The sequence below is a fragment of the Brevibacterium sp. LE-L genome, from assembly GCF_050214925.1.
GTDB lineage: Bacteria > Actinomycetota > Actinomycetes > Actinomycetales > Brevibacteriaceae > Brevibacterium.
Map to the genome: position 1 here is coordinate 2,333,964 of NZ_CP189759.1, position 15,588 is coordinate 2,349,551.

At 62.8% G+C, this 15,588-nt stretch carries 14 protein-coding genes and 2 pseudogenes; 11 read left to right on the forward strand and 5 right to left on the reverse strand.

Annotation, left to right across the window (positions count from 1 at the left end):
* Window positions 1-82 precede the first annotated feature (82 nt).
* On the forward strand, window positions 83-925 hold the full coding sequence (locus tag ACQE2J_RS10405; protein ID WP_135540815.1) for a ParA family protein: 843 nt from the start codon (window positions 83-85) through the stop codon (window positions 923-925).
* 212 nt (window positions 926-1,137) lie between these two features.
* Here the strand turns inward: ACQE2J_RS10405 and ACQE2J_RS10410 are convergent, their stop codons facing one another.
* Entirely contained in the window at window positions 1,138-1,719 is a 582-nt protein-coding gene (locus ACQE2J_RS10410; protein WP_135540813.1) for a MerR family transcriptional regulator, read from the reverse strand.
* Between the two features lie 227 nt (window positions 1,720-1,946).
* On the reverse strand, window positions 1,947-2,780 hold the full coding sequence (locus ACQE2J_RS10415; RefSeq protein WP_135540812.1) for a lysophospholipid acyltransferase family protein: 834 nt from the start codon (window positions 2,778-2,780) through the stop codon (window positions 1,947-1,949).
* Between the two features lie 105 nt (window positions 2,781-2,885).
* On the opposite strand from ACQE2J_RS10415, the gene ACQE2J_RS10420 reads away from it, so the two are divergent.
* From ACQE2J_RS10420 to ACQE2J_RS10430, 3 genes are all read left to right on the forward strand, one after another.
* Window positions 2,886-3,677 carry an alpha/beta hydrolase gene (locus ACQE2J_RS10420; protein WP_135540810.1) on the forward strand — a complete coding sequence of 264 codons (792 nt, stop codon included), beginning with the start codon at window positions 2,886-2,888 and terminating at the stop codon, window positions 3,675-3,677.
* Window positions 3,678-3,705: 28 nt separating this feature from the next.
* Window positions 3,706-4,158 carry a hypothetical protein gene (locus tag ACQE2J_RS10425; protein WP_135541117.1) on the forward strand — a complete coding sequence of 151 codons (453 nt, stop codon included), beginning with the start codon at window positions 3,706-3,708 and terminating at the stop codon, window positions 4,156-4,158.
* A 74-nt stretch (window positions 4,159-4,232) separates the two neighbouring features.
* A complete protein-coding gene (locus ACQE2J_RS10430) occupies window positions 4,233-5,990 on the forward strand; it encodes a DEDD exonuclease domain-containing protein (RefSeq protein ID WP_135540808.1) in 1,758 nt (585 codons plus the stop codon).
* Here the strand turns inward: ACQE2J_RS10430 and trpD are convergent.
* Window positions 5,958-7,079 carry an anthranilate phosphoribosyltransferase gene (trpD, locus tag ACQE2J_RS10435; RefSeq protein WP_135540806.1) on the reverse strand — a complete coding sequence of 374 codons (1,122 nt, stop codon included), beginning with the start codon at window positions 7,077-7,079 and terminating at the stop codon, window positions 5,958-5,960. The two genes, ACQE2J_RS10430 and trpD, sit on opposite strands and share 33 nt — an antisense overlap.
* Before the next feature lie 284 nt (window positions 7,080-7,363).
* Between trpD and ACQE2J_RS10440 the strand changes: the two genes are divergently transcribed.
* The 6 genes and pseudogenes from ACQE2J_RS10440 to ACQE2J_RS10465 form a co-directional block, all read left to right on the forward strand.
* Window positions 7,364-7,933 carry an aa3-type cytochrome oxidase subunit III gene (locus tag ACQE2J_RS10440; protein ID WP_135541115.1) on the forward strand — a complete coding sequence of 190 codons (570 nt, stop codon included), beginning with the start codon at window positions 7,364-7,366 and terminating at the stop codon, window positions 7,931-7,933.
* A 90-nt stretch (window positions 7,934-8,023) separates the two neighbouring features.
* Window positions 8,024-8,776 carry a cytochrome bc1 complex diheme cytochrome c subunit gene (locus ACQE2J_RS10445; RefSeq protein ID WP_425119428.1) on the forward strand — a complete coding sequence of 251 codons (753 nt, stop codon included), beginning with the start codon at window positions 8,024-8,026 and terminating at the stop codon, window positions 8,774-8,776.
* A 49-nt stretch (window positions 8,777-8,825) separates the two neighbouring features.
* A complete protein-coding gene (locus ACQE2J_RS10450; RefSeq protein WP_426936287.1) occupies window positions 8,826-9,869 on the forward strand; it encodes a Rieske 2Fe-2S domain-containing protein in 1,044 nt (347 codons plus the stop codon).
* The gene (locus ACQE2J_RS10455) at window positions 9,866-11,491 is read left to right on the forward strand and encodes a cytochrome bc1 complex cytochrome b subunit (protein ID WP_135540800.1); all 1,626 of its coding nucleotides are present in this window, start codon (window positions 9,866-9,868) and stop codon (window positions 11,489-11,491) included. Before ACQE2J_RS10450 ends, ACQE2J_RS10455 begins: the two co-directional genes overlap by 4 nt.
* A 202-nt stretch (window positions 11,492-11,693) precedes the next feature.
* A complete protein-coding gene (locus ACQE2J_RS10460) occupies window positions 11,694-12,164 on the forward strand; it encodes a hypothetical protein (protein ID WP_425119425.1) in 471 nt (156 codons plus the stop codon).
* A gap of 204 nt (window positions 12,165-12,368) precedes the next feature.
* Window positions 12,369-12,530 (forward strand): annotated as a pseudogene (locus ACQE2J_RS10465) (ISL3 family transposase); the annotation flags it as partial.
* A 243-nt stretch (window positions 12,531-12,773) separates the two neighbouring features.
* On the opposite strand, the gene istB reads toward ACQE2J_RS10465, so the two are convergent.
* Both istB and istA read right to left on the reverse strand, forming a co-directional pair.
* Complete coding sequence (gene istB / locus ACQE2J_RS10470; RefSeq protein ID WP_426936288.1) at window positions 12,774-13,550, reverse strand: IS21-like element helper ATPase IstB; 777 nt, start codon at window positions 13,548-13,550, stop codon at window positions 12,774-12,776.
* A complete protein-coding gene (gene istA / locus ACQE2J_RS10475) occupies window positions 13,550-15,079 on the reverse strand; it encodes an IS21 family transposase (protein WP_426936289.1) in 1,530 nt (509 codons plus the stop codon). The genes istB and istA overlap by 1 nt, the downstream gene beginning before the upstream one ends.
* Window positions 15,080-15,428: 349 nt before the next feature.
* Between istA and ACQE2J_RS10480 the strand changes: the two are divergent.
* A pseudogene (locus ACQE2J_RS10480) lies at window positions 15,429-15,575 on the forward strand (ISL3 family transposase); the annotation flags it as partial.
* Window positions 15,576-15,588 lie beyond the last annotated feature (13 nt).

Below are 15,588 nucleotides of genomic sequence, written 5' to 3' on the forward strand. Positions count from 1 at the left end.
GCGGGGGTCGACTTCGGACTGAGACGTGAGTCTCGGCGTGGTCGGCTCAGCCCCGCAGGCCCCGATACGTTACCGTAGGAGAGTGCTTGTCCTCAGTATCAGCAGCCTCAAAGGCGGAGTCGGTAAGACGTCCGTGACGCTCGGTCTAGCTTCGGCGGCCTACAACAGGGGAATTCCGACCTTGGTCGTCGACATGGATCCGCAAGCGGACTCGTCGACGGGGCTCGATGTGCCGACCTCGACGCGCGTCGACATCGCCGACGTCCTCGCTGCCCCGAAGTCCCAGAAGATCCTGTCCGAGGCCATCATCCCCTCGGGGTGGGTCGGTGACAGGCTCGGTCATCTCGATGTGATCTCCGGTTCGCCTCGGGCCGCGGAGTTCGATCGCCCGTCCTTGTCCGAACGCTACCTGCGTCGCCTCGAGGATGCCCTGGCACGGATTGCCAAAGGCTACCGGCTCGTCCTCATCGACTGCCCGCCGAGCCTCAACGGGCTGACCCGGACGGCCTGGACGGCGAGCAACCGGGTTGCCGTCGTCACCGAGCCGAGCCTGTTCTCCGTGGCGGCCGCCGATCGAGCCCTGCGCGCCACGGACGAGCTGCGCCAGCGCGGCGCCAGCGATCTGCAGCCTCTCGGCCTCGTCGTCAACCGCGTTCGGGCCGGTTCGACCGAACACGACTACCGCATCCAAGAGATGCGTGAGATGTTCGGTCCCCTCGTTCTCAACCCGCCGCTGGCCGAACGTGCCGTCATGCAGCAGGCCCAGGGTTCGGCGCGTCCGATCCACTCCTGGCCCGGCAAGCCCGCAGAAGAGGTCGCCGGCTCCTTCGATGCCCTTCTCGAACGAGCACTGCGTTCGGAGAACATCCGGGGACGCCGCGGAGGCGATGCGAAGCCGACCAGGACGGCGTCGGAGAAGAAGTAGCCACTCCCCCAGATCAGAGATCTCAGAAGTGCCGCCCGAGCTTCCGTTCGGGCGGCACTTCTGTATCTGCCAAGCACTCACTTCTGTATCTGCGCAGCACTTCAGGTGACATGCCGCGGCCACACACCGGGCCGGCGGTGAACGACTAAGGCGGCCCATCCTTTCCGGATGGACCGCCTCGGCGAATCAGGTGCAGTGGAGCGCTGCGGAGGTCAGCCGCTCTTACGGGCGCGACGGGCCGCGAGCTCGTCCATCGCTTCGATGGCCGCATCGTCTTCGGGGATGCGCTCGCTCGGCAGCTCTGACAACGTGCCTTCGACTTCGTTCCAGACCCGACCGACGGCGATTCCGAACACGCCCTGTCCTCCCTGGAGGAGGTCGACGACTTCGTCGGGTGAGGTGCATTCGAAGACGCTGGCGCCGTCGGACATCAGCGTGATCTGAGAGAGATCTTCGACGCCGCGGGAACGCAGGTGCTCGACCGCGGTGCGGATCGACTGCAGCCCGACGCCGGTGTCGAGGAGCCGTTTGACGATCTTGAGGACGAGGATGTCGCGGAAGCTGTAGAGCCGCTGGCTGCCGGACCCGGTGGCATTGCGGATCGACGGGGTCACCAGGTCGGTGCGCGCCCAGTAGTCGAGACGACGGTAGCTGATGCCGACGACCTTGCAGACGGTGGGACCGCGGTAGCCGGCCTCTTCGTCGAGAACGGGCAGATCATCATCGAACAGCAGCCCTTGGGCCGCTGACGGCATCGGCGTCATGTCGACGCTTTCGTGACTTGAGCGGTTCACACCGACTCCTCCTTAAAGTCCCTGGGGGAAGCGAAGGTCGCTTGGAAGGACCGAGAACATAGTCATTCTAGCCCTCTTCCCAGCGAACCTACAGTGGGATTCAACAACTCCAAGCTATTCTGCCGGGCCGGTCTGGACAAACACCCCAAGGTAACAATTTCTGCGTGTCGCCGTTATCGCAGTATTCGAACATGTCATCCAGCCGCCATGGGGCCGGAACCGACAGCTCATTCGGCCGCGTCAGAGCGGCCCTCCGGCTGGCTGTCCGGATCGGATGACGTCCGGTCGGAGTCCTTGGCCTTCTTCGGCGAATCGGCCTTTCTGCCGGAGCCGGACTTCTTCGCCGTGTCCTTCGCCGACTCAGCCTTCTTCGGCTTCGCACTCGTCAGCAGCTTGGTCTTGACGGTCGAGGCGTAGGTGTCGACGTATTCCTGGCCCGACAGCCGCATGATCTCGTACATGATCTCGTCGGTCACCGAACGCAGGAGGAAACGGTCGGTGGGCAGGCTCGAGTACTTCGAGAAGTCCATGGGAGTTCCGAAGACGACTCCCACTCGGCGCAGCTTCGGCACGAGGCGACCGGCAGGTTGGAGTTTGTCCGTGCCGATGATCGCCACCGGGATCACCGGTGCTCCCGATTCGAGGACCAGCCGGGCGATTCCGGTCCGGCCCCGGTAGAGCTTGCCGTCAGGTGAGCGCGTTCCCTCCGGGTAGATGCCCAGGGAGTTGCCTTCTCCCAGGACCTTCAGCCCCGATTCGAGTGAGGCCTGGGACCCTGAGCCGCCGCCGCGGTCCATGGGCAGCTGATTGTTGAGTTTGAAGAACCATCGGGTCACAGCCCCTTTGATGCCGCGCCCGGTGAAGTAGTCCTTCTTCGCCAGGTAGACGACGGGCCGCGGTGCGAGCAGCGGGACGAAGATCGAATCCATGAAGTGGTTGTGGTTTCCCGCGATGATCGCTGGGCCGTCCGCCGGAAGATTGTCCAGGCCGCGCACCCATGGACGGAACAGGATCCGCAGGATGGGTCCAGCGAGGACTCGCTTGAGAAACCAGTAGAACACGCGCACCCTTCCATGTACGACCCTTTGTCGTCCTCGGCAATCATATATCGTCACCAACTGTGAAAAGCCATGCCGGGATCATCTCATCCGTGCCATGCTGGTTGCATGGAGATCGATTTCACTGTGCGGTCCGAGCCGAGATCTGCCTACCGCAGTCTCAGTGCCGGATCATCGACCGCGGTCCTCTTTCTGCACGGACTCACCGGTTCTCCCGTGGTCTGGGTGCCGATCGCCCGCGCGCTCGCGGCCGAGGGCATCGATGTCGCTGTGCCCTGCCTGCCCGGGCACGGCACGACATGGCAGGACATGGCTCGCACCGGCTGGTCCGACTGGCTCGGCGCGGCACGCCTGGAGCTGAGTCGGCTGCAGGCCGACCACGAACGCGTGGTCGTCGCCGGTCTGTCAATGGGCGGATCTCTGGCATTGGCCCTGGGCACGGCTGGGGCGGCCCCCGATGAGATCGTCGCCGTCAATCCGGCACTCTACGTCGACTCCCCTTTCGCACCTCTCCTGCCCGTGCTCCGCCACGTGGTCCGCACGATTCCAGCGATCGGCGGGGACATCGCCCACCCCGAACGCGATGAATACGCCTACCATCGGACCCCGCTGGCCCCCTTGGCCTCGTTCCACCGAGCGCTGAAGATTCTCCGCGAGGATCTGTGGAAGATCGAGTCCCCGGTGACCGCGATGATCTCCGGTGAGGACAACGTCGTCGGGCCTCGCACCCTGCGTGTCCTGCGGTCCGATCTGCCGAACCCGGCCCGGATCGTGGCGCTGCGGCAGTCGCGTCACGTGGCGACTCTCGACTTCGATGCCCGAACCATCGCCGAGGCGGTCCTGGCCAAGGCGCGCAGCGGTGCCGCCGAGTCGGCCCCGTCAGACACTGCCGGGGAATAGCCGTGACCGCAGAATTGCTGTGACAGATATGGACGACGAGGGCAGCGCTTCGAATTCCGGCGAAGAGGGCCGGGACGATTGGCGGCAGGACGTTCCCGATCCGGAGCGGATCGGCAATGACCGTTCGCGCATCAGCGATGAAGAGTGGGACGACCTCATCCAGCAGATCTCCGAACCGGCGGCGACGATGGGCGATATGCCCGTCGAGGACGTCCGTGAGGCGCTCGCCGACACCGAGCACTGGCATCCCGAACCTGCCGAGCCGATCGGTTGGCGCACTGCCTCGCCCACGCTCGTGCTCTCTTGGGCTGCGGCCCTCAGCGCGGTGGTGCTCCTGCTCATCGGAGTCGTCTTCTTCCGCCCGCTGCCCGGCTGGTACCTGCTCATCGGCCTCGCCGTCGGAGTCGGCGGAGCCGTGGGCCTGTTCTTCCATCTGCCCTCCCACCGTTCCGTCGATGACGGCGACGGCTCCTCCGTCTGAGCGGCGATGTCCGCATTCGCCCGACGGGACAGTCCGACCCTCCCGTGTCACCTGTGCCTGACACACTGGGCACCATGACCGTCCCATTCGATCGGGCTCCGACCGCCCTGGAGAACACTCAGCTGTCCTTCGACAGCCTCGGCACTGACCTGTCCGCTGTCACCTTCGTCATCGTCGACCTCGAGACCACGGGAACGCGCGCCGGCCAGTCGGAGATCACCGAGATCGGTGCGGTCAAGACCCGCGGAGGTGAGGTCATCGGGGAATTCCAGTCACTGGTCAAACCCGAACAGTCCGTGATCAGCCCGTTCGTCGCCCGGCTCACCGGAATCACCCACGCCATGGTCGACGATGCTCCCTCGATCCGCTCGGTGCTGCCCAGCTTCCTCGAGTTCTCCCTCGGCGCTGTGCTCGTCGCCCACAATGCGCCCTTCGACATCGGATTCCTCCGCTCGGCCTGCGAGAGGCTCGACTACCACTGGCCGGCACCCACGGTGCTCGACACCGTCACCTTGGCCCGCCGCGTCGTCGGACGCGATGAGGTGCGCAACCACAAGCTTGCGACCCTGGCCGCGCATTTCGGCACCGAGGTGGCCCCCGACCACCGTGCGCTCTCCGATGCCCGCGCGACCGGTGAGCTGCTCCATCACCTGTTCGAACGTTTCGGCGGTTACGGAGTGACCACCCTCGAGGAGCTCTCGACCGTCCGGCAGGCGGGGTGGGCCAAGCGGCAGGCGAAATCCCATCTGGCCAAGGGCGTGCCGGCCGAGCCGGGAGTGTATATGTTCCTCGATGGGACCCGCCGCGTGCTCTACATCGGCAAGTCCGGCAATATGGCTCGCCGCGTGCGCGCATACTTCACTGCTTCGGAGAACCGCGGTCGGATGGCCGAGATGATCACGGCAGCGCAGGAGATCAGCTGCCTGCCCTGTGCACACGCCCTTGAGGCCGAGGTCCGAGAGATCAGGCTCATCGGTGAGCTGGCCCCGCCCTACAACAGGCGCTCGAAGAACCCCGAACGGAACTCGTGGATCGTACTCAGCGACGAGCTCTTCGGGCGCTTGTCGGTGGTGCGCGCGAATTCGGCGATCGAACGGTCACCCGCCCCGCCGCTGGGGCCGTTCCGGTCGCGGAAGAGCGCCCAAGCAGTCAAAGAGCTCCTCGACACCCTCTACCCCGTCAAGCGGTGCACGGCGAAAGTCACGCAGCGCAACCTCGGTGAGCATCGGCCCTGTGTGAGTGCTCAGGTCGGCCAATGCGGAGGACCGTGCGCGGGCATCACCGATGCTGCGGCCTATCGAGACAGCATCTCTGAACTCCGCGACCTCCTCGACGGAGATCTGGGGTCTCTGCAGCGCTTGGCCGCCGCACGGATGCGGCGATTGGCCGATGAGTCCCGGTACGAGACGGCAGCAGAGGTCCGTGATGCCATGCGATCAGCTGTGGCAACCGCGTCCCGAGCAGAAGAGGTGGCGGCTCTGCGCGCAGTCCCGGAGCTTGTGGCTGCGGCTCCCGGATTCGACTCGGGATGGGACCTCGCCGTCATCCGCCACGGCAGACTCGCCAACGCCGGTCATGTCACGAGCAGGCAGGGATTGTCGGAGTCCATAGCAGCTCTGCAGTCCACCGCCGAATGGGTGCCCGAGCCGGGACCGCTGCCCCGTGACACCGATTCTCTGCCGGAGGAGACACGCCTGCTTGCAGGCTGGCTGGAGACCGCAGAGCTGCTCTCCGCGTCCGTTCGGGGCGGGGCGGGCTGGTCGCTGCCCCGAAGCGGAGCGACCAGCCACGCACGATCCTCAGGAGCGGTTCGCCTCGGCCAGTCGGTGTGAGACCTCGATGAGCTGATCGAGCTTCGCGGCCCCGCCGCCGTTGTCGATCGTGGCGATGGCAGTGTCGAGTTTGGCGGCGAGACGTTCGGTGAAACTGCCGACCGCCGATTCGTCGGCCGCGACCAGCGCGGCGGCGGCGTTGATGGCGACGATGTCACGGACCGCGGACCGTTCGCCGGCGAGCACGGCACGAGTGATGCCCGCGTTCTCCTCCGGCCCGCCACCGCGCAGATCGTCTTTCGTCGCGCGTGCGATGCCCAGGTCGAGCGCATCGAAGGTCGTGTGTTCGATCTCTCCGTGGCGGACTTCCCAGACATCGTTGACGTCGGTGTTGCTCAGCTCGTCGAGCCCGTCGCGGGAACGGAACACCACGGCCTGGTGACCGCGTTTGGCCAGCGTCCCGACGACGAGCGGTGCCATCTGGGCGTCAGCAACTCCGATCGCGGTGTGACGAGCACGTGCCGGGTTGGTCAGCGGGCCGAGGATGTTGAACGCCGTGGGAACGCTGATCTGACGGCGCACAGCCGCGATGAACTGCATCGAGGGATGGAAGACGTTGGCGAAGCAGAAGGCCAGACCGACCTCGTGTGCGATCTGCCCGGTCTGTTCCGGAGTGATGTCGAATCGGACGCCGAGTGCTTCGAGGACATCGGCAGAGCCCGACGCCGAGGATGTCGCGCGGTTGCCGTGCTTGACCACGCGCTGGCCGGCGGCCGAGATGATCATGGCCGCCGTCGAGGAGATGTTCGCGGTCTTCGCGCGGTCGCCTCCGGTGCCGACGATGTCGACGGAGTCCTCGAGACCGGGCAGGGGCACCGCATGGTCCATCATCGCGGCGACCAGACCGGCGATCTCTTCGACCGTTTCACCTTTAGTGTGATGTGCGGCAAGGAATGCGGCCATTGTCACATCGGGAGTCTTGCCGGACATGATCTGGTCCATCGCCCAAGCGGCCTGATCCCCCTCGAGGTCCTGTTGGTGCATGAGCGCCATGAGCAGATCGGGCCAGTTCTGCGGGACTGCCTCGACCTCGCTGCGGGCCTCGGACACGTGCGCTGCCGGGGCGGTCAGGGGCTTGGAATCGGTCATCCGTTTGAACTCTCACTAGGCTTTGCCGCCGTCCCGGAACACGGAACGGACCTTACCTGCGGCATCCTATCCTGAGTTCGACACGCTGACAGAAGCAGCTTCCGGATCGAGACTTCGGCACCAAATCGGGCTTTTCGCTACATCGTGTAGAAATTTCTTTCTCGAAACCTGGGTAAAAGATGAAAACTCACCCCGAGACGGGTAATAATGGGGTTGTGTCAACTGCCACTGCATCTCAAACAGCGCCAACGCATCCGGTTGTCAATCGTCCGAATGTGACCACGGTGGGCTTCATCGTGTTCCTCGCGAGCGACCTGATGTTCTTTGCCGCGCTCTTCGCCATGTACTTCACCATCCGGTCCGTTGTTCCGGAGCTATGGGAAGCGAGGACCCAGATCCTCGACATCCCCTACGCTCTCGGCAACACGTTGATCCTGGTGTCGTCTTCGTTCACCTGCCAGATCGGTGTGTTCGCAGCCGAACGGTTCCGCCCCCGGCGGACCGGTTCCCTGTTCAACATCGCCAAATGGGGAATGGTCGAGTGGTTCTACCTGACCTTCCTCCTCGGCGCGATCTTCGTCTCCGGTCAGGTCATGGAGTACGCGACTCTCGTCAGCGAGGGAATCGCGATCAACTCCGACGGATACGGTTCCGTCTTCTACTTGACGACAGGGTTCCACGGCATTCACGTGACCATCGGGCTCATCTGCTTCCTCCTCGTCATCGGACGTGCCTACGGAGCGAAGAAGTTCGGTCATCACGAGGCCACATTCGCAATCTGCGTGTCCTACTACTGGCACTTCGTCGATGTCGTCTGGATCGGTCTGTTCGGCGTCATCTACCTGCTTCAGTAAACGGCCAGAGATGCTCGGCCCCCAGGACTCACAACACTTCAAGCAAAGGACGATCAAGTGAAGCTTCTAGCAGATCGCCGCAGACATCCCATGGCGCTGGTCGCGCTGCTTCTCGTGGGACTGCTGCTGACCGGCGGAGCCTATGCACTCTTCACGCAGACTTCGAGCGCCAAGGCAGACACAGCCAGCGCCTCTGACATCGAAGAAGGCAAGAAACTCTTCGCGGCCAACTGCGCTACCTGCCACGGACTCAACGCCGAAGGTTCGAAGGCCGGCCCCGGCCTCATCGGTGTCGGCGCCGCTGCTGTCGACTTCCAGGTCGGCACCGGTCGTATGCCGTTGCAGGCCAACGGCCCGCAGGCGCGTGTCAAGGAACCGCAGTTCGATGAAGAGCAGACCGCTCAGCTCTCTGCCTACGTTGCTTCGCTCGGTCCTGGACCGGCAGTTCCCGAAGACGAGTACCTCGATGCGTCGAAGGGCGACCCCGCAGCCGGCGGTGGCCTTTTCCGCACCAACTGCGCCATGTGCCACAACGTGGTCGGCTCCGGTGGTGCACTGACTCGCGGTAAGTATGCGCCGAACCTCGCCGATGTCTCGGAGAAGCACCTCTACGAAGCGATGCAGACCGGACCGCAGAACATGCCGATCTTCAACGACGCGAACCTGACTCCCGACGACAAGCGCGATGTCATCGCCTACGTCAAGGAAGTCTCGGACAACCCCTCCCCCGGCGGATTCAAACTCGGATCCCTGGGGCCAGTGGCAGAGGGTCTGTTCATCTGGTTCTTCGGACTGGCAGCAGTCATCGGTTTGACAGTGTGGCTGTCATCCAGGTCCAAGTGAGTCCGACAGTGTCGTTCACCATCAATTACGAGAATAGACGGGGAATTCAATGACCTCGAAAGAGCACTCCGGCGGCGGCAGCCAGCTCGAGGAGTTGAACGGGTTCACGAACCCAGGCCTGCCCGAGCACACGCCGCGACTGACCGACGCGGATCCGCGTGCTGAGAAGGTCGCCGAGCGACAGGTGGCGGGATGGTTCGTCCTGTCGATGATCGGAACCATCTGGTTCATCGTCGCCTACTTCCTGTTCACCCCCGGTGAGTCGATGCAGAGCATCCGCCTTCACAACATGTTCGTCGGCCTCGGCGCCGCCGTTGCGATGTTCTCCATCGGCTTCGGCGCCGTGCTCTGGGCCAAGAACCTCATGAGCGATCATGAGGGCATCGACGAACGTCACGACATCAACGGCAGCGACGAGGATCAGGCCGTTGCGCTCGAGATCCTCCACCAGGCCAAGGAAGAGTCGGGCATCGCCCGTCGTCCGCTTCTGCGCAACACGCTCATCGCGGCGCTGGCGATCGCTCCCCTGCCCGCGGTCCTCGTCTTCCGCGATCTGGGACCGCTGCCCGGCAACAAACTCTTCAACACGCTGTGGGAGAAGGGCACCCGCCTCATCCGTGACCCGGGCGGCATCCCTTCGATGGATTCCGAACGTCCGATCAAGGCTGACGAAGTCACGATCGGCTCGGCTTACCACGTCCTGCCCTCGGGCATCGGCGACCGTGAAGCCAGCGATCACCCGATCAACGAGAAGGCCAAGGCAGCCGTGCTGCTCATGCGCATCGATCCCAAGGAACTCAAAGAGGATCCGGATCGCAAGGACTGGTCGCACGACGGCATCGTCGCGTACTCGAAGATCTGCACCCACGTCGGCTGCCCGGTCGCTCTGTACGAGCACCAGACCCACCACCTGCTGTGCCCCTGCCACCAGTCGACCTTCGACGTGACTGAGCACTGCAAGGTCATCTTCGGCCCGGCCAAACGACCGCTTCCTCAGCTGCCCATCACCGTGGACAGCGAAGGCTACCTGGTTGCCCAGTCGGACTTCCCTGAGCCTGTCGGACCTACGTTCTGGGAGATCAACCACCCATGAGTACTACACAGCCAACCACCACCATCGGGAAGGCGGCGAACTTCGCCGAAACCCGCGTCGGGGCATCGGCCCTCGTGCGCGAGTTCGGTCGCAAGATCTTCCCTTCGCACTGGTCGTTCATGCTCGGCGAGGTTGCTCTCTACAGCTTCATCATCGTCGTTCTGTCCGGAACGTTCCTCACGTTCTTCTTCCAGCCCGCCATGGGCGAGATGCACTACGAGGGCCCGTGGCTGCCGCTGCGCGGCGTCGAGATCTCCGAGGCCTACAACTCCACCCTGGCGATCTCCCTGGAGATCCGCGGCGGTCTGTTCATCCGTCAGATGCACCACTGGGGCGCGCTGCTGTTCGTTGCCGCTCTGAGCGTGCACATGCTCCGTGTCTTCTTCACCGGTGCATTCCGCCGGCCGCGTGAACTCAACTGGGTCGTCGGTGTCCTGCTGGTCATCATGGGCATGGCTGCCGGATTCACCGGCTACTCGCTGCCCGATGATCTGCTGTCGGGCAACGGTCTGCGAATCATCGACGGCATCCTCAAGTCGCTCCCCCTCGTCGGCACCTACATCTCGTTCTTCCTCTTCGGAGGCGAGTTCCCGGGAATCGACATCGTGGCGCGCCTGTACACCCTGCACATCATGATCGTGCCGGCACTGCTCATCGCGCTCATCGGCATCCACCTGATGTTCGTCGTCGTGCACAAGCACACCCAGTACCCGGGTGCCGGCAACACCGAGAAGAACGTGGTCGGCGAGCCGGTGCTCCCGACGTTCGCGGCCAAGGGCGGAGGATTCTTCTTCCTCATCTTCGGTCTCCTCTCTCTGATCTCGGCACTGTTCACGATCAACCCGATCTGGAACTACGGTCCTTACGACCCGTCGCCGGTGTCTGCCGGTACGCAGCCGGACTGGTACATCGGTTGGGCGGACGGATTCCTGCGCATCGTTCCGGGCTGGTTCGAGTTCTATATCTTCGGATGGCCGATCTCGTTCAACATCAACAGTGCTGTCATCGTCATGGGCGGTCTCTTCGCGGTGATGTTCATCTACCCGTTCTTCGAAGCGTGGCTGATGAAGGACCATCGGGAACACCACATCCTCGATCGCCCGCGCAACAATCCGACTCGTACCGCAATCGGTGTTGCAGGAATCATCTTCTACTGCAACATGTGGGCGGCCGCTTCGGGCGATATCGTCGCGGTGTTCTTCCAGATGTCGCTCAACGATATGATCTATATCTTCCGATTCCTGTTCTTCTTCGGACCGATCATCGGATATATCATCACGAAGCGCATGTGCATCGCACTCCAGCGCAAGGACCGCGAGATCGCATTGCACGGTCGCGAGACCGCACACATCATCCGTCTCCCCCACGGTGAATTCCTCGAACGCCACGAGGCTCTTCCCCCGCACAAGCTGTGGAAGATCACCGCATTCGAGTCGCCGGAGTACATTCCGGCCCAGCCGAATGCCGAGGGCAAGGTGACGGGTATGGAGAAGCTGCGTGCACGTCTGTCGCGATTCTTCTTCGAAGATCGCGTGGCACCGGTGACGAAGCAGGAACTCGAAGCTTCTCACCACAGCCACGACTCGGTCGAGGGTTCGAGCAACAACCAGCTCGGCCACTGACCGGTCAGGTTCACGATAGCCGAGGGGCCCAGCAATTCACATTGCTGGGCCCCTCGGCTCATTCACACTCGCCCGCCAGTCGATCGGCACCGATCGAGTACGAAGCACACATCTCGTCGGCTTCGCCGGCAGCGTGATGCTCCTGCTGACCATATGGCAGGACTTCGCATACACTCTGAAGTGCGAGGTGTCAGGAGGAGCAATGGAGGTGTCAACCAGCAGCGTGGAGAGCGGAAGCACATCGTCTTCGCCGTTGATTCGTGGGAGATACTGGGACTACGTTCGAACCGAAGGTGTTGTACTGCTGGTCAGTTTTGCCGTGCTGGTCCTTGTATCGGCAGTCGGGATGCCTGCCTATGCGACAGTCATGGGCTGGTTCGGAGCGATCTACCTCATGGCCGCAGCGATTGCGCTGTGTGTTCTGGGTTTGGTCGCAGTTCGCTCTCGTCAAAGCGTCAGCGAACTGCTTGCGTTCGGTTGGCTCGCGCTCATCGGAGCGGTCGCTGTGGGGTTTTCAGCGCTCTACGCTTTCACGTTCGGGGCAGCCGGAAGCGATTCCCCGACCACGCTCGTGGTCAGCGTCCAGCTGATCCATTCGTCTCTCTTCTATATTGCTGCATTGATCGTCGGATCCGTATTCCATCTCTGGCGTTCACGAAGAGCGTCAAAGTAGTTAAGGGCCCGTCCTCGACGATTGACAGACTTTCACGTGGCGCTCCGAGCTCGGAGATTACGGGCAGGTTATCGTCGAAAGTGTGGGTCAGGGATTGTCAGACACGGCGAGTCGCTGCCCGGATAAGCCTCGAAGCCTTCCGCCGATGGAACGACCTTCACCGTCCATCCGAAAGACCTCGACGTGGCCAAGTCCACTTACTCGATGGCTGATCTCACGAGATTCTGCAGACTCAATCACCGCGATCTGAGCTGCGCCGGCCAACACATCACCGGGCACAATGCCCTTCTGGAATATCGCCCCAACACCGCTGATGACTGGTGCCGACGGTGTGGTGGCCATGGGACTGGTCGCGATATCGTCATCATCGTCCTCCACCCCCACATCAGTGAAGGAACGGGCCCGGCACTGTTGTTCGACATGGTGCCCAGACGCTCGAAACAGGTGTTCAAACAACGGCTGAAGACCCGATGTCAACGGTCAGTAGGAACTGCCCATAGACGGCCACGAGAATTGCCCACTGGTGGCCAATAAAACTGCCCGCTGGTGGCCACGATTTCTGCCCATCGACTCGTTGTGTCCAGTCGTGACCACCCGGGGCCGTCGATATCAGCTCAAAGCAACCACCCCTGCCCCAGAAACGGCCTGGCTGAGTCGAATCGATTCCCCACTGGTCTGGACCAAATGAGCATGATGAAGGAGCCGATCAACCGTCGCCGTAGCCACGGTCTTGGGCATCAACTGGTCGAAAGCAGAAGGATGGAGATTCGACGAAATCGCGACGGATCTCTTCTCATAAGCAGCATCGACAAGCCGATACAGACCTTCGGCAGCATCATCACTGACCGGCAGCAGCCCGATGTCGTCAACGATCACGAGATCGGCTCGCAACAGCCGCTGAACAGTCTTCGTCACCTGGTCATCAGGACGATGAGCACGAACGAGTCCGCCCAGATCTTCCAGCTTCAGCCAGGACACGCGTCCACCGCCGTCGATGACTTTCTGTCCCAGCGCTTCCAGGAAGAACGATTTGCCGGTTCCCGCGGGCCCACAGATGGCCAGGTTCTCCTTCCGCCCCACCCACTCCAGCGTCGACAGCGCCTGCTGCGTGGGTACAGGAATCGATGACACTTCCTCATCCCAGGACTCGAACGTCTTGCCCGTGGGAAACCCGGCCTGCTTCCGCCGGGTCGCTAACATCGCCGCCGATCGGCCACGAGATTCCTCGACTAACAATGCCCGCACGACCTCGACCGGCTCCCACCGTTGCGCTTTCGCCGTGGCCAACAACTCGGGGGCAAGACTGCGCGCATACGGCATCTTCAACCGTCGCATCAGCGCCTCGACCTCGGTATCAAGGACTGGCGCCTGGGCAGAGACAACCATCACAGCTCACCCCCGTCCGCAGTCGTCGACGGTGAGCTCATCGCCTGCCATCCCACAGTCCCCTGCGCCAGGGACGCATCCTCACCCGCACTGCGACTGCCTTGATCAGCAACCCGGTGGGCCAGCAGCGACGCCACATCACCAGTGCCGAAGCGACCATAGGCAGCCGCCGTACCCAGGACCTCATCGACACGTTCTCGACCATGCAACCGCGACAGTGCCACGGCCTGGCCCATCTTCTGTCGCATCCTCGACGTCCCTGCCGCGGCCGCCTCACGTAACCACTCGTGAGCACCATGCCCAATCATCAGGAACGCTTCCTCATCAGGACTGTTCGCTGTGACCGCATACACTCCGGGCACCTTCTGTGTGGCATCAGTCGGGAAATGCTCGTCATCGATCTTCGGCGATCCGGGCCGGGCCCTGCCGTGTCGGGCGACTTCCCGAACCCCATCACGACCGGCAGCTACGATGATGATCTGTTCTGCCTCGGCGACACCGTGGACGCGGACGAAGACCTCGGACCCCAGGAGTGCATGCGGTACCGAATACTGCCCGGACTCGAAAGCGACCATCGGCGTATTGACCGGAACCTTCCTCGACAGACCGAACGCGATCGTATGCGCCCGATCCGGGACCGGATGCATCCTCTCCTGCTCCTGACCGATCAAGTCGATCGGACATCGTTTCGTCACCCGATGCTCTTTCTCGTTGATCTCGGACATAAAGGCTTGGCACGCGGCCTCGAGGTCAGCAAACGAAGCGTACTCATTGCGCAGGTTCGTGGCTGTGGGCACCAGATCAGCCTTCGCGATCTGGACGGACCGCTCCACCCCGCCCTTCGACGCCGGATCGGCCGGCTGACACGTCAGGACCGTCGTTCCGTAGTACTTCGCGAATGAGACTGTGTCGCGATTGCGCACCGGAACCCCGGCGATATGCATCGTCGTGACGGTCTTCTCGTTATCAGTCAACACATAGGTCGGGATGCCGCCGATGAGTCGAAACGTGCGGTCTAAGACCATAAACACCGACGCCAGCGTCTTATCCCGAAGCGGAATGACGATGCGAAACCGCGAGAACGCCAACCACGCGATGAACAACACCGTCTTCACGCCACCGACGACGGGCCCGTCACCGTAGTCGTATTGAAGCCACAGTCCCGGCTCTGCCACCCAGGGACGATGCACACGACGACCCGCTCTTTCATGGACCGCTTTGGCGTGGGCGACGGCACGGCGAGTTGATCTCTCCGAACCTTCATAGCCGAGTCCAAGAAGGCGTTCGTGGACCTTATCGGCACGGATCCGGCCCCCTGAACGAGCTACCAGCTCCGTGATTTTGTCCATGAACTCGTCCGTGACCCGATCACGGCGGACGGGCACGCCCACCGGGCGGCCTTGAGCGCGGGCGGTGACGTGGGCCTTGACTGTGTGGTGTGAACACCCTGCCAACTCGGCTGCGGCTCGGTAGGACCCTGTGGAGTCATACGCTTCTAGAATTTCCATGATTTCTCCGTCAGACTTCATACGCGGCCCCGAACCCTCTCGTGGTGGATGTTGATCGATTAGACACCGTCATCATCTCCCGGAAGTGGTTCGGGGTCGTGTCTCAATGAGAGGTTCTACATGCTCGGATGGGCAGAAATCGTGGCCGCCACTGGGCAGTTCTTGTGGCCAGGAACGGGCATTTCTACTGTCCGCCTATGGGCAGTTTTCCATGGCCGCCAACAACCCGAGCGAAGGACTTTGGCGTGATGGTATCGGCGTCGTCGCCATCGACGGATTCTCCGGCTTCACAACAGCTCCGTCGAGGAGCTGTCCGAAGCTGTCGAAGTCATGGACCCCTTCCCCGTCCACAAGCTCGCCGCAGTAGCACCGAGTAGCCGACGTGGTGGTGCTCTTCACCGAGCAGGGAACATCGAACGGGTCCCCCGAATCGAGGAACGGACGGCTCGAGCCTCTGCGGGGATCAGCACTCGGGTTTCGAAGCCTCACGCATTACCTCGCGAGATGTCCGCTCGACGGTACAACGGTCG

Bases quoted from the DNA above. Each gene is read 5' to 3' on its own strand.
- ACQE2J_RS10420 (WP_135540810.1), top strand. From the start codon at position 2,886: ATGGAGATCGATTTCACTGTGCGGTCCGAGCCGAGATCTGCCTACCGC.
- ACQE2J_RS10425 (WP_135541117.1), top strand. From the start codon at position 3,706: ATGGACGACGAGGGCAGCGCTTCGAATTCCGGCGAAGAGGGCCGGGAC.
- ACQE2J_RS10430 (WP_135540808.1), top strand. From the start codon at position 4,233: ATGACCGTCCCATTCGATCGGGCTCCGACCGCCCTGGAGAACACTCAG.
- trpD (WP_135540806.1), bottom strand. From the start codon at position 7,079: ATGACCGATTCCAAGCCCCTGACCGCCCCGGCAGCGCACGTGTCCGAG.
- ACQE2J_RS10445 (WP_425119428.1), top strand. From the start codon at position 8,024: ATGGCGCTGGTCGCGCTGCTTCTCGTGGGACTGCTGCTGACCGGCGGA.
- ACQE2J_RS10450 (WP_426936287.1), top strand. From the start codon at position 8,826: ATGACCTCGAAAGAGCACTCCGGCGGCGGCAGCCAGCTCGAGGAGTTG.
- ACQE2J_RS10455 (WP_135540800.1), top strand. From the start codon at position 9,866: ATGAGTACTACACAGCCAACCACCACCATCGGGAAGGCGGCGAACTTC.
- ACQE2J_RS10460 (WP_425119425.1), top strand. From the start codon at position 11,694: ATGGAGGTGTCAACCAGCAGCGTGGAGAGCGGAAGCACATCGTCTTCG.
- istB (WP_426936288.1), bottom strand. From the start codon at position 13,550: ATGGTTGTCTCTGCCCAGGCGCCAGTCCTTGATACCGAGGTCGAGGCG.
- istA (WP_426936289.1), bottom strand. From the start codon at position 15,079: ATGAAGTCTGACGGAGAAATCATGGAAATTCTAGAAGCGTATGACTCC.